Source organism: Leifsonia sp. McL0627 (assembly GCF_058244615.1).
The window spans coordinates 604,964-617,265 of the sequence record NZ_JBZCGM010000003.1 but is presented as its reverse complement, the minus strand read 5'-3'; the positions used below and the strand labels follow the sequence as shown (position 1 = coordinate 617,265).

14 protein-coding genes are annotated in these 12,302 nt (G+C 69.1%); 5 read left to right on the top strand and 9 right to left on the bottom strand.

The window, feature by feature from the left end:
- The first annotated feature begins 122 nt into the window (after positions 1–122).
- Together AC37TH_RS11210 and AC37TH_RS11205 are read left to right on the top strand one after the other, a co-directional pair.
- On the top strand, positions 123–833 hold the full coding sequence (locus AC37TH_RS11210; protein ID WP_490764429.1) for an alpha/beta hydrolase family protein: 711 nt from the start codon (positions 123–125) through the stop codon (positions 831–833).
- A 1-nt stretch (position 834) separates the two neighbouring features.
- The gene (locus tag AC37TH_RS11205) at positions 835–1,953 is read left to right on the top strand and encodes an NAD(P)/FAD-dependent oxidoreductase (protein ID WP_490764428.1); all 1,119 of its coding nucleotides are present in this window, start codon (positions 835–837) and stop codon (positions 1,951–1,953) included.
- A gap of 16 nt (positions 1,954–1,969) precedes the next feature.
- Here AC37TH_RS11205 and AC37TH_RS11200 read toward each other — a convergent pair whose 3' ends face one another.
- The 3 genes from AC37TH_RS11200 to AC37TH_RS11190 form a co-directional block, all read right to left on the bottom strand.
- Positions 1,970–2,536, bottom strand: coding sequence for a GNAT family N-acetyltransferase (locus AC37TH_RS11200; protein WP_490764427.1), 567 nt, complete (start codon positions 2,534–2,536; stop codon positions 1,970–1,972).
- 46 nt (positions 2,537–2,582) lie between these two features.
- Positions 2,583–3,053, bottom strand: coding sequence for a DUF8821 family protein (locus AC37TH_RS11195; protein WP_490764426.1), 471 nt, complete (start codon positions 3,051–3,053; stop codon positions 2,583–2,585).
- A 191-nt stretch (positions 3,054–3,244) separates the two neighbouring features.
- Complete coding sequence (locus tag AC37TH_RS11190; RefSeq protein WP_490764425.1) at positions 3,245–3,640, bottom strand: DUF2510 domain-containing protein; 396 nt, start codon at positions 3,638–3,640, stop codon at positions 3,245–3,247.
- 159 nt (positions 3,641–3,799) lie between these two features.
- Here AC37TH_RS11190 and AC37TH_RS11185 point away from each other — a divergent pair, with 159 nt between their 5' ends.
- Positions 3,800–3,988 carry a hypothetical protein gene (locus AC37TH_RS11185; protein WP_490764424.1) on the top strand — a complete coding sequence of 63 codons (189 nt, stop codon included), beginning with the start codon at positions 3,800–3,802 and terminating at the stop codon, positions 3,986–3,988.
- Between the two features lie 85 nt (positions 3,989–4,073).
- Here the strand turns inward: AC37TH_RS11185 and AC37TH_RS11180 are convergent, their stop codons facing one another.
- The 3 genes from AC37TH_RS11180 to AC37TH_RS11170 all read right to left on the bottom strand — a co-directional run bounded on the left by AC37TH_RS11180 (position 4,074) and on the right by AC37TH_RS11170 (position 6,656).
- Positions 4,074–4,310 (bottom strand): hypothetical protein, encoded by a 237-nt coding sequence (locus AC37TH_RS11180; RefSeq protein WP_490764423.1) that lies wholly within the window; start codon positions 4,308–4,310, stop codon positions 4,074–4,076.
- Positions 4,311–4,680: 370 nt separating this feature from the next.
- Complete coding sequence (ychF, locus tag AC37TH_RS11175) at positions 4,681–5,754, bottom strand: redox-regulated ATPase YchF (RefSeq protein WP_490764422.1); 1,074 nt, start codon at positions 5,752–5,754, stop codon at positions 4,681–4,683.
- Between the two features lie 155 nt (positions 5,755–5,909).
- A complete protein-coding gene (locus tag AC37TH_RS11170) occupies positions 5,910–6,656 on the bottom strand; it encodes a class I SAM-dependent methyltransferase (protein ID WP_490764421.1) in 747 nt (248 codons plus the stop codon).
- Positions 6,657–6,799: 143 nt separating this feature from the next.
- On the opposite strand from AC37TH_RS11170, the gene AC37TH_RS11165 reads away from it, so the two are divergent.
- On the top strand, positions 6,800–7,381 hold the full coding sequence (locus AC37TH_RS11165; protein ID WP_490764420.1) for an exonuclease domain-containing protein: 582 nt from the start codon (positions 6,800–6,802) through the stop codon (positions 7,379–7,381).
- 129 nt (positions 7,382–7,510) lie between these two features.
- Positions 7,511–8,272 carry a GntR family transcriptional regulator gene (locus AC37TH_RS11160; protein ID WP_490764419.1) on the top strand — a complete coding sequence of 254 codons (762 nt, stop codon included), beginning with the start codon at positions 7,511–7,513 and terminating at the stop codon, positions 8,270–8,272.
- An 84-nt stretch (positions 8,273–8,356) separates the two neighbouring features.
- On the opposite strand, the gene AC37TH_RS11155 is transcribed toward AC37TH_RS11160, so the two are convergent.
- From AC37TH_RS11155 to iolD, 3 genes are all read right to left on the bottom strand, one after another.
- Positions 8,357–9,373, bottom strand: coding sequence for a Gfo/Idh/MocA family protein (locus AC37TH_RS11155; RefSeq protein WP_490764418.1), 1,017 nt, complete (start codon positions 9,371–9,373; stop codon positions 8,357–8,359).
- 93 nt (positions 9,374–9,466) lie between these two features.
- The gene (locus AC37TH_RS11150) at positions 9,467–10,384 is read right to left on the bottom strand and encodes a sugar phosphate isomerase/epimerase family protein (RefSeq protein WP_490764417.1); all 918 of its coding nucleotides are present in this window, start codon (positions 10,382–10,384) and stop codon (positions 9,467–9,469) included.
- Positions 10,385–10,407: 23 nt separating this feature from the next.
- Positions 10,408–12,291, bottom strand: a complete 1,884-nt coding sequence (gene iolD / locus AC37TH_RS11145) for a 3D-(3,5/4)-trihydroxycyclohexane-1,2-dione acylhydrolase (decyclizing) (RefSeq protein ID WP_490765103.1) — start codon at positions 12,289–12,291, stop codon at positions 10,408–10,410.
- Positions 12,292–12,302 lie beyond the last annotated feature (11 nt).

The following is a 12,302-nucleotide window of genomic DNA, read 5'->3' as shown; positions in this document are numbered from 1 at the left end:
CAATTCCTTCGAGCAGGGCTTTCGCTCACCCCTCGACGACCGGCAGAAGGCCGTGACGCGCCCTATTGTGCTCCCCTCCACATACGACACGCCAGAGAGACATGAGAAAAACTCTAAAAAAGGTGGACGGTACGTTCTGCCATCCGGGGACGGTCGCTCCCGGCCAGCACGCGGTACGGTCGATCCATGCTCGTCACCGCAGAGACTCTCTCGGCCCCGGCCGCCTCACCGTCGACGCAGCCGACGACCCGCGCGCCGTCCTCTGGCTCGGTCACGGCGCAGGGGGCGGCATCGACGCCGCCGACCTCTCCGCGCTCGCCGCCGCCCTTCCCGGCCACGGCGTCACCGTCGTCCGCTACGAACAGCCGTGGCGAGTGGCGGGCAAGCGTCTCGCGTCCCGTCCGGCAGCGCTCGACGCGGCCTGGTTGGAGACGGCGTCCGTCGTCGAAGGGATCGCCGACGGCCTGCCCGTGTTGGTGGGCGGCCGCAGCGCAGGCGCCCGCGTGGCCTGCCGCACCGCCGCCTCCACGGGGGCGGCCGCGGTGGTCTGCCTGGCGTTCCCTCTGCATCCACCTGGACGACCGGAGAAGAGCAGGCTGGATGAACTGCTCGCCCCCACCGTGCCCGTGCTGGTCCTGCAGGGCGAGCGCGACACCTTCGGCACGGCAGAGACCATCGCGGCCGAAGCCGGGGCGCATGCGAACCTCCGGGTGATTCGTGTGCCCGGAGCCGACCACGGGATGCGCGTGCTGAAGACATCCCCGCTCGGCGCGGCCGGGGTGCGCGCTCTGGTGGTGTCGTCGGTCGCGGCGTTCGTGGACGAGGTGGTGTGACATGTCGCCGCAGACCGCGATCGTGATCGGCACCGGCGTAGCCGGAGCGTCGACGGCATTCTCGCTCGCCAGGCGCGGAGTGGCGGTGACCATGATCGACGCCGGGTTCGACGGCCAGGCGACGGCCGCCGGTGCTGGGATCATCCAGCCATGGAGCTCGTCGGCCGACGGCCTGTTCTACGAGCTCTACGCGGCAGGGGCCGACCACTACCCCGAGCTCATCGAACAGCTCGCCGCCGTCCGCGTGCACGACATCGGCTACCGCCGCTCGGGTGCCCTGGTGGTCAATCGCGACCCCGCCGTGCTGGACCTGATCGAGTCCCGTGTCACACGGCGTGCTGCGTCGGCGGCATCGGTCGGCACCGTTTCGCGCATCCCGAACAGTCGCGCGCGAGAGTTGTTCCCTCCGCTCGGCGACGGCTTCGACGCCGTGCACATCAGCGGGGGCGCCCGGGTCGACGGGCGGACTCTGCGCGCCGGTCTCCTCGCGGGGGCGACCGCGCTCGGAGCGACGGTCCTGCCCGGCACGGCGTCGGTCGCCCCGATGGATGCGGGCGGCTGGGCGGTCGAGGTCGACGGGCGCGCGCTCGCAGCCGACACCCTCGTGATCGCGGCGGGAGCGTGGACGAATCGGCTGCTCGAACCGTTCGGCCGGCGCATCGGCGCCGAACCGCAGCGCGGGCAGATCACCCACCTGCGCGTCGCGGGCGCCGACACCCGTTTCTGGCCGTCCGTGCATCCGGTGGCGAGCCACTACCTTGTGGCGTTCGACGACGGGCGCGTGGTCGTCGGTGCGACGCGCGAGACGGGCAGCGGATTCGACCCGCGCGTGACGGCGGACGGTCAGCGACAGATCCTCGAGAACGCACTGTCGGTCGCGCCCGGGCTCGCTGACGCGACCATCATCGAGACGCGCGTCGGTCTGCGCCCCCTGGCGGACGGCGAGCTGCCCGTGGTGGGCGCGCTGCGAGGGCTGGACGGCGTGTACGTGAACGCGGGCTTCGGCGCGGCCGGGCTCACGATGGGGCCACTCGTCGGGGACCGCCTCGCCGCCGTGGTGGTGGGAGAAGCCGAGACGTCTGCGGACGGGTTCCTGTCGGACGTCGACGCGAGGATGTGACCCGTGTGACCGGCACTCAGCCCAGCTCGCGCCGCATCAGCCACCGCGTGGTGGCACCCGAGTGCGCATCCGTCGCCTGCACGCGCGAGAACCCGTGCGCCTCGAACAGCGCCACGGTTCCCACGTAGCCGCTGATCACATCCACCCGTTCCCCGCCCGTGTCGACCGGGTAGCCCTCGACCATCGCGGCACCGGATGCGCGCGCGTGCTCCACCGCGCCGTCCAGCAGGTCGTGCATGAGACCACGCTTGCGATACCCGCCGCGCACCACGAAGCACACGATGGACCACGGGTCGCGCTCCTCGTCGAGGTGCGGGATGGTCCGCGACCGCATCAGCCGCCGATACGTCGACTTCGGCGCGACGGAGCACCAGCCGGCCACCTCGCCGTCCACATACGCGAGTACGCCAGGTCCAGGCTCCGCCGAACACTCCGACCGCATGTACTCGATGCGTTCCGGCATTCCGAGCCGCGCATCCCGATAGGACATGCACACGCACCCGCCGGCGCCCGGCTTGCGCGGCACCATGAAGGTGGCAAAATCGTCCCACCGGCCGGTGGCGGGAAGCACAGCGATGGACATGGAAGAACGCTACCGGTCGCCACCGACACGGCGCGTGCGCTCGGGGCTAGTGCTCGCCCTTGATCACGAAGTACGAGCCGCGGATGGTTCCGGCCAGCTTCGACTTCTGCCGGGCGAACTTGAACTGCGCGGCCAGCTCCTCCGGAACCTCCATGCCGTCCGACAGTTTGAACCCGACGGCGCGCTTCCCGGCATCCTCGATCGTGTACATCACGTTGATCGACAGCCCCGACTCATAGAACACGTACGCCATCCGGATACCCTCGACCTCGAACGCCGTCGCCTCCAGCGCCCGCGACCCGATCACCAGGTCACGCTCCTCCTTCAGGATGCCCGTGACCCACGCGAGCGCGGCCGCAGCCTCCGGCTCCTCCACCGAACTGACCGTGAAATCGTGGTCGTACTTGTTGTGGAAATAGCGCGCCTCATTCGCCCGCAACCCGGCAAGCGCCTCGGCGACAGGAGAGGACTCCAAGCCCACGGTGGAAACGTTGACGAAATCGACGGTGTACGGCATGGGTCCTCCTGGGGTGGTGATGGTGGTGCGGTCGAATTCTTGCACAGTGCGCCGGTGGCGGGTGCGGGCAACGGTCAGGTGGCAGGGTGCACTGCCGTCCGTTCGGGATGCGCGGCGCGCTCGTGCCGCCACTCGTCCCGATCATCAGTCAGGCGCGCATCCCGACACTGCCGATCGACCGCACAAGCGTGTCAACTCAGCCGCTCGAACACCATCGTCACCTGGATGCGGTCGCCGCCGCCGAGTCCCTTGCTGCCGGATGCCGCCGTCGAGATGGTGTGCAGCCGGTAGCCGAGCGCGGCCTGAGCGTTGATCGCCTTCTCCAGCTCGGTGAGGTTGCCGGAGCCGGTCCCCCACACCTTCTCCTTCAGGATCACCTGGAGGACGACGTAGCTCATCCCCGCTGGAGCAGGACGCGGCCGACCACCCGCGACGGCGTCCGCTTCGATCCTGCTGATCATGCCGCCGAACCCACCGGCCGACGGAGGCGGCGGCGGCTGGACCTTGTCCGTCCAGGTCTGGCCGTCCCACCACCTCGTCGTGCCCGACCCGTCGTCGTACCAGCCTGCCTGCGTTTCAGTGGACATCGCCCTGCCTCTCGTCTATTTGTCGTGACTCGTCGAAGTCTGGCGCACGGAGTCGTCGGCAGTTGAGCGGGCGCGCGGGTCCGAGGCACGGCGAGAAGGTCCGGTTGACCGGCCTCGGGTTACCCGGCTCTGTCCAGTCGACGCTCCGGAAGGCGGTGAGTGTCCAATCGCGACCTCGCCGCGCGGTGCTACGGTTCAGTCGTGTTCGGAGCCGTGTTTGTCTTGTTCGCAGCGTTCGTGCTGATCGCGTTCGCGATCTGCTGGCTCATGTGGGGACTGCCGAAGTTGATCGCGCAACTCAATCAACGACGACGCGCGCGAGCTGCCCAACGTGCGAAACAGCTGTGACGGCGTCGGTCCGACCTCCGAGAACTACACGTTGAACCGGAACTCCACCACGTTCCGCCGAGAACCTACGTCTCGACGTTCGCCCTCAGTCCAGTGTCCGAATGTACTCGACGCGGGGTGCGGCTGGATCGCCCGACGCGACGCACAGCGCCGAGAACGCGAATACATCGCCGCGGAAGTACTGGACGTTGACAAAGATCGCACTCGGGTCGCCGTTCGTGTGTGCGGCCGCGTAGCCATCTGACGAAGCAAGCCCGAACGTGTCGGCGCCGATCGGACCGGGCGGGAGCGGCGCCTGTCCGCCCCAGACGCCGACGGGCACGGCGGCATTGCAGGCGGCGTAGACAGCATTCCTGTCGAATTCGCTCCTGGCCGCCGTCGGGACGGGACTGGGGCTCGCCGCATTCGTCGCCGGTACGTCGCGACCCGATGGCGTTGTCGTTCCGACTGCTCCAGGCGCGCTTCCGACGCCTGAGCATCCGGACAACGCCGCGCTCACCGCGCAGATGAGCGCGACAGTTACGACCGCAGCGCGCCCCGGCCGAAGCAATTCGGTAAGCGAACGTGACATCAATCCCCCGTAGTGAGTAATTCGAGCCAGGTGCCCGACACTGTTAGATCGAGTAGTGCCCGTGGATCACTCGCGGCCGCGAGTTTGCCCGACCTCCAGCGCAAAGTGAACAGCAGCTCAACTAGACGTTGAAGCGGAACTCCACAACATCCCCGTCCTGCATCACGTACTCTTTCCCTTCCATCCGCGCCTTCCCCCGCGCGCGCGCCTCGGCGACGGAGCCCGCATCCACCAGGTCGTCGAACGAGATCACCTCGGCCTTGATGAAGCCCTTTTCGAAGTCCGTGTGGATCACGCCGGCCGCCTGCGGAGCCTTCCAGCCCTTGTGGATGGTCCACGCGCGCGACTCTTTCGGCCCGGCCGTCAGGTACGTCTGCAGGCCCAGCGTGTCGAAGCCGATGCGCGCCAGCTGGTCCAGGCCGCTTTCCGACTGGCCAGTGGATGCGAGGAGCTCGGCCGCGTCGTCGGCATCGAGGTCGATGAGTTCCGATTCGAGCTTCGCGTCGAGGAAGACCGCCTGGGCCGGGGCGACCAGCGCGGCGAGTTCGGCACGGCGGGCGTCGTCGGTGAGGACGGCCTCGTCCACGTTGAAGACGTAGATGAACGGCTTCGCCGTCAGCAGGCCGAGTTCGGCGATGGGCTCCAGGTCGATGGAGGCACTCGACAGCGGCTTGCCCTCGAACAGCACCGCGTGGGCGGCCTGCGCAGTTTCGAGCACGATCGGCTCCAGCTTGCGGCCCTTGACCTCTTTCTCGTACCGCGCGATCGCTTTCTCCAGCGTCTGCAGGTCGGCGAGGATCAGCTCGGTGTTGATGGTCTCCATGTCGCCTGCGGCGTCCACCTTGCCGGCGACGTGCACCACATCCGGGTCGTCGAAGCCGCGGACCACCTGGGCGATCGCGTCGGCCTCGCGGATGTTCGCGAGGAACTTGTTGCCGAGGCCTTCGCCCTCGCTCGCGCCCTTGACGATGCCGGCGATGTCGACGAACGACACCGGAGCCGGCAGGATGCGCTCACTGCCGAAGACCTCCGCGAGCTTGTCGAGGCGCTGATCGGGCAGGTTCACCACGCCGACGTTCGGCTCGATGGTGGCGAACGGGTAGTTCGCCGCGAGCACGGTGTTCTTGGTCAGTGCGTTGAACAGGGTGGACTTTCCCACGTTGGGGAGTCCGACGATTGCGATAGTGAGAGCCACGATCGACCATTCTACGGGCCGGTCGCCGCGCACCCCACCGGTGGATGCTCCACTCGTGCGAAAGGTGCGGTGCACGCGCTCCGCACCGCACGTTTCGCACGAGTCAGGCGCGGGCGCGGGCGACGACGCGCGGGCCAGCGGCAGCGAGTCGCGGCTCAGCCGCCGAGCACCGCCCGGTAGCAGTGCGTCACGTACGGCAGCTCGAACCGCTCCCGCCCTGCGAGGTCCGGATGCTCGGCCGCGAGCCTCCGCAGTGACGCGATCACCGCGGCCTGGGTGTCCGGGTCTTTCGTGATGAAGTAGCTGCGCGAGCGGGCCAGGTCGAGCATCCGCTCGACGGTCATTTCCTGCACCCAGCGCACCTCATGACGCTCCAGCTGCCCGAACGGCGAGCCGACCACCGGCTCGACCTCGTCGCTGGCATACGCCGCCCCGGTGTCCATCAGCTCGCCGAGCTGCCGCACCCAGTCGACGCTCTCGTCACGGAAGTTCCACACCAGCCCGAGCGCCCCGCCCGGCCGCAGCACGCGCGCCACCTCCGGCACCGCCACCACCGGATCCACCCAGTGCCACGCCTGCGCAGCGAGCACCAGCCCCGCCGAACCGTCGTCCGCCGGGATCTTCTCCCCCGTCCCCAGCCGCGCGGCGACACCCGGGATGCGGTCCCCGAGCACGCGCAGCATCTCCGGCGACGGGTCGACCGCCGTCACCTCGAACCCGCGCCGCGCGATGGCGGCCGTCAGCTTTCCCGTGCCGGCGCCGAGGTCGATCACCGGTCCGGTCGCGTCGCCGATCAGCCAGGACACGGCCTCGGCCGGGTAGTCGGGCCGCGCGGCGTCGTACACGTCGGCGGCCTGGTCGAAGGAGCGGGCGTGGGCGTCGTGGTCGTTCCGTTCGTACATGCTGCCGATGCTACGCGCGCCGCCGGAGCCGCTGGACGTGAGACCACTGTATGCACGACGCATCCGAGCACGAGCGCATGCGCATCCACGGCACACCGCACCCGCATCCCGGGGACGTCGGTGGGCCGTGCGAGCATGTTCCCGTGCCACTGGACTTCACCGCTATCGACTTCGAGACCGCGAACGGGAGTGCCGCCTCCGCGTGCTCGGTCGGGCTTATCAAAGTGAGGGACGGCAAGGTCGTCGACCGGGCAGGATGGCTCATCCAGCCGCCGGTCGGGCACGACTTCTTCCAGGAGTGGAACACCCGCATCCACGGCATTTATGCGGAGGACGTCGTCGACGCCGCCGGGTGGATCGACCAGCTTCCCGACCTCGTCGCGTTCGCGGAGGACGACTACCTGGTCGCCCACAACGCCGGATTCGACATGGGCGTGATCCGCGCCGCGTGCACAGCCACCGCCGTCGCGTGCCCCGAGTACAGCTACCTGTGCAGCCTGCAGGTCGCCCGCCGCACATACACGCTCGATTCGTACCGTCTTCCTGTCGCCGCGATGGCCGCCGGCTTCGAGGGCTTCCACCACCACGACGCCCTCGCCGACGCCGAGGCCTGCGCCGCCATCATCGTGCACGCGGCCCGCCGCCACGGCGCAGCCACCCTCGAGGAGCTCGCCGCGAGCACCGGCTCGCGGCTCGGACGCATCGGCGCAGCGCAAGCCGCCTAGCCACAGCGCAGGCTGCCTAGCCACACCCCGCACCGCTCGCAGCGCCGCAGCGCCCGCACCGCCGCACCACCCGGCATCCCGGGTGATAATGTCGTGACCAACCATTTGTCCTGACATGAACGAGGTATCGTGCCCCAGAGCGACGGCTCCCTCCCGCAGCACCTGTTCATGGACCTCGACCATTCCGGCCCGGTCCCCCTGTATTTCCAGGTGGCGACCAGGATCGAGAGCGCCATCGTCGACGGCGAACTGCCGCCGGGCTCACGCCTGGAGAACAAGATCGCGCTCGGCGAGCGCCTCGGGCTCTCCCGCCCCACCGTTCGTCGCGCCATCCAGGAACTGGTCGACAAGGGTCTGGTCGTGCGCCGCCGCGGCATCGGCACCCAGGTCGTGCACGGCCCGGTCACCCGGAAGGTCGAGCTGACCAGCCTGTACGACGACCTCGCGCGCGGCGGGCAACAGCCGCAGACCAGGATGCTGCTGCACGAGATCATCCCCGCCGGTGCCAGGATCGGCGAACTCCTCAACCTCGATGCCGAGAGCCCCGTGCTGCACCTGCGCCGCCTCCGGAGCGCCGACGACGTGCCGGTGGGCGTGCTCGAGAACTACCTGCCGACCGACTTCATCGACATCACCGAGGCCGACCTCGCCGCGCACGGCCTCTACCAGTTGATGCGCGGACGCGGCACCACGATGCGCGTGGCGAGGCAGAAAATCGGCGCACGCCGCGCTTCCAGCGAGGAGAGCGGCTTGCTGGAGATCGACGGCGGCGGCCCCGTCCTCACGATGGACCGCACCGCCTACGACAACTCCGGACGCGCTGTCGAGTTCGGCCACCACTGCTACCGGCCCGACCTGTACTCGTTCAAGATCACCCTCGTCGACAAGTAGCCACCCGCCTGCCGCGAGATACCAGTAACTGTCGCGAATCGCCCGGGATTCCGCGCAGTTACTGGTATCTCGCCGCCGCAGCGCCTACGCGTAGAAGGCTGGCTGCGGAATGTACGAGACCTCCTGGCGGAGACCGGAGGCCTGCGCCAGCACGCCGGCTTCGCAGACCGCGGCGGCGAGGTAGCCGTCCCACGCGCTCGGGCCGTCGATGGTGCCGCGGCGCACCGCATCCACCCAGCGCTGCACCTCGGTGTCGTATGCCCGGGCGAAACGCGTCGTGTACGACAGGTGCTCGGCCTGACGGAACGCACCGTCCACATACCGCGCGATGCCGGAGGTGCGGCCGATCTCGGCCACGCCGCGCTCGAACACCGCGTCGGTGGTCACCTGGTAGCCGAACTGGATGTTCACACTGATCTCGACGTCGGCCAGCACTCCGGATGCGGTCTCCAGCAGCACCAGCTGCGGCTCCCGCACACCCTCGGGCGCGAGCGAGTTGCGGCGCGGCTTGCGCACCTCGACGGCCGCGATCGGCTCGCCGACGAGCCACGGCACGACGTCGATCTCGTGCACCACGGAGTCGGTGATCAGCATGGTCTCCGTGTATCCGGGCGGCGTCGACGGGTTGCGGTGCGCGCAGTGCAGCGCGAGGATCGCCCCGGCGTCTCCGGAGTCGATGAGCTCCTTGAGCTGCATGTACTCCTCGTCGAAGCGCCGCATGAAGCCCACCTGGATGCGCGGACGGTCCGTCTTCTGCTCGGCCTCCAGGATGCGCAGCGACGACTCGGAGTCCGGCGTCAGCGGTTTCTCGCACAGGATGTCCACCCCGGCTTCGAGTGCCGGCAGCAGCACCGACTCGTGGAACGGACCGGGGGTCGCGATGATGACGGCGTCGATGCTGTCGTGCTCGAGTGCGTCCTCGATGCGGCTGCGCGTTGCGGCGCCCGGAGCACCGGCCGCGGCCGCCGAAGCGCGCCCGGCGTCCGGTTCGACGACGGCCGCGATCTCGGCGCCGGTGATGCGCTGGGTGATCCGGGAGATGTGGTCGGAACCCATGATCCCTGCGCCGACGACGGCGATACGGAGCGGTTCAGTGGTCATGCTTTTCTACTTTCGATGGTGATGGTTCGTCGATGCCGACGTGTGCCCGAAGAGTGCCCGAGGTGTGGGCGAAGCGGCTGCCCGGCCGGCTGCTCAGTCCTGTCTGGCGTGGCGCGTGCATCCGAAGATGTGCTCGCGCGTGCGCTTCGCGATCGGGTACGGACGCTCGATGTCCGTGCCGTACATGTCCTGTTCGACGATCGCGAAGATGTTCTGGTCGATGGCGCTGACCGCTTCGATGATCGGCGCGAAGTCGGGGACGCCGGCCGGCGGCTCGGTCATGACCCCGCGCGCGACCGCCGTGGCGAACGGCACGTCGTTCTTGAGCACGTCGGCGAGGATGTCCCGGTCGACCTGCTTGAGGTGCAGGTAGCCGATCCGTTCCGGGTATGCCTGGATGAGCTTCAGGTTGTCGCCGAGGTAGTAGGAGAAGTGCCCGGTATCGAGGCAGAGGTTGGTGTACGCCGCGTCCGTCTCCGCGAGGAACCGCTCGACCTCGCCGTAGGTGCCGATGTGACTGTCGGCGTGCGAGTGGAACTGCTGGTGCATCCCGAACTCGTCGAGGAGCGCCTTGCCGAGCTTGTCGTGCCCGGCTGCCAGCTTCTTCCACTGGTCGTCGTCGAGGGTGCGGCTCTCCAGCACCTCCTCCGTGGCGTCGCTGCGCCACAGGTCGGGGATGACCACCAGGTGCTCTGCACCGAGAGCCGTCGCGAGGCCGGCCACCTGAAGCGCCTGATCCCACGCGCGCTGCCACTGGTCCTCTCCTTTGTGGAAGCCGGTGAAGACCGTCCCTGCGGAGAGTTTCAGTCCTCGCGAGCCGAGCTCGTCCTGGAGCTGGTGCGGGTCGGTCGGCAGGTAGCCGTACGGCCCGAGCTCGATCCAGGTGTACCCGGACGCGACGACCTCGTCGAGGAAGCGCTGCCACGGGATCTGTCTCGGGTCGTCGGCGAACCAGACGCCCCACGAGTCCGGTGCTGTTCCGATCCGCAGGGCGGGGGTGCTGTCTGTCATCGTTCTCCTCGTGATGGTGTGGGTCAGCCGATGTAGGGACGCTGGCGCGTCTTCTGCTCGTCGTAGGCGGTTCTGGCGTCGCGCGTGCTGTCGAGCTCCGAGGCTTCGGCCACGGGCACATCCCACCAGCCTTCGCCGTCGGGCGAGAACAGCAGCGGGTCGCTGTTGATGTGGATGAGGGTCGGCCCGGTGGCGGCCTTGGCTGCTGCAACGGCCGCCGTGAGGTCGGCGATCGCGTTCGCGCTCGGCTCGACCCTGATCACGTCGACGCCGAGGCTCGCCGCGTTGGCCGCGAGGTCGACCGGAAGCGCCGGGCCGTCGTCGAAGGCGTTCGCCGCGTCGTCGCGGAACCGGTACTTGGTGCCGTAGCGCTGCGATCCGACCGTCTCGCTCAGGTGCCCGATGGAGGCGTACCCGTGGTTCTGGATGAGCACGACGATGATCTTCACACCCTCCGCCACCGCGCTCACCAGCTCGGTGTGCATCATCAGGTAGGAGCCGTCGCCGACCATCACGATCACGTCGCGGTCGTCCGCCCCGCGCTTGGCGCCCATCCCGCCGGCGATCTCGTAGCCCATGCAGGAAAACGCGTATTCGACGTGGTAGCCGAGGTCGTCGCGCACCCGCCACAGCTTGTGCAGGTCGCCGGGCAGCGATCCCGCCGCGCAGACGACCACGTCTCGCGGGTCGCTCGCCGCGTTGACCGCGCCGATGATCTCGCTCTGCGACGGTCGTTCCAGCCGCCGGTCGACGAAGCTCGAGTCGACCAGCGCGTCCCAGGCACGCTTCTCGCCCGCGATCTCGTCGCGGTAGGCGGACGGCGTGCCGAATCCGGCGAGCGCTGCGCGCAGGGCGACGAGCGCTTCCCTGGCATCGGCGATCACCGGAAGCGTCGACCCGTGCTTGTACGCGTCGAACGACGCGACGTTGATGTTGACGAACCGCACACCGTCGCGCGCGAACGCCGTGCGCGATGCGGTGGTGAAGTCGCTGTATCTGGTGCCGATCCCGATCACCAGGTCGGCCTGCGCCGCGAGGCGGTTGGCCGCAGAGGTGCCGGTGGAGCCGATGCTGCCCAGGGAGAGGGGATGGTCCCACTCGATGGACCCTCCGCCCGCTTGGGTCGTGCCCACCGGGATGCCCGTCGCCTCGGCGAACGCGCGAAGTTCGGCGACCGCGTCGGAGTAGATGACGCCGCCGCCTGCGACGATGACCGGACGCTCGGCCGCCGCGATGGCCTCGACCGCCCTCGCGAGCGTGCCGCGCTCGGGGACGGGACGACGGAGGTGCCACTCGCGGTCCGCGAGGAATTCCAGCGGAACGTCCAGCGCCTCGGCCTGCACGTCCTCCGGCAGCGCGATCGTGACGGCGCCCGTCTCCACCGGATCGGTCAGCACCCGCAGCGCGCCGAGGGCGGCGGAGAACAGCTGCTCCGGCCGCGTCACCCTGTCGAAGAACCGGGACAGCGGCTTGAACGCGTCGTTGACGCTCATCGACGCGTCGTGCGGCAACTCGAGCTGCTGCAGGACGGGGTCGGCGACCCGCGTGGCGAAGGTGTCGGAGGGCAGCAGCAGCACGGGCAGCCTGTTGGTGGTGGCGAGTGCTGCGCCAGTGAGCATGTTGGTCGCGCCGGGGCCCACCGAGGCGGCGCACGCGAACGTGCCCAGGCGCCGACGCATCCGGGAGTATCCGACGGCCTCATGCACCATGGCCTGCTCGTTGCGGGCCTGGTGGTACGGCATCAGATCGGGGTCCTGCACGGCGAACTGCTTGAGCGCCTGCCCGACCCCGGCCACGTTGCCGTGCCCGAAGATGCCGAACGTGCCGGCGATCGTGCGCTCGCGGTGCTCGCCGTCCACCGTCCACTGGTGAGCGAGGAACTCGACGAGCGCCTGGCTCACGGTCATGCGCTTGGTGC

What these genes read in the sequence shown, in the direction of transcription:
- iolD (WP_490765103.1), bottom strand. Translation starts at nt 12,291, where the DNA reads ATGACCGTGAGCCAGGCGCTCGTCGAGTTCCTCGCTCACCAGTGGACG.
- AC37TH_RS11200 (WP_490764427.1), bottom strand. Translation starts at nt 2,536, where the DNA reads ATGTCCATCGCTGTGCTTCCCGCCACCGGCCGGTGGGACGATTTTGCC.
- AC37TH_RS11195 (WP_490764426.1), bottom strand. Translation starts at nt 3,053, where the DNA reads ATGCCGTACACCGTCGATTTCGTCAACGTTTCCACCGTGGGCTTGGAG.
- AC37TH_RS11190 (WP_490764425.1), bottom strand. Translation starts at nt 3,640, where the DNA reads ATGTCCACTGAAACGCAGGCAGGCTGGTACGACGACGGGTCGGGCACG.
- AC37TH_RS11155 (WP_490764418.1), bottom strand. Translation starts at nt 9,373, where the DNA reads ATGACCACTGAACCGCTCCGTATCGCCGTCGTCGGCGCAGGGATCATG.
- AC37TH_RS11150 (WP_490764417.1), bottom strand. Translation starts at nt 10,384, where the DNA reads ATGACAGACAGCACCCCCGCCCTGCGGATCGGAACAGCACCGGACTCG.
- AC37TH_RS11205 (WP_490764428.1), top strand. Translation starts at nt 835, where the DNA reads ATGTCGCCGCAGACCGCGATCGTGATCGGCACCGGCGTAGCCGGAGCG.
- AC37TH_RS11170 (WP_490764421.1), bottom strand. Translation starts at nt 6,656, where the DNA reads ATGTACGAACGGAACGACCACGACGCCCACGCCCGCTCCTTCGACCAG.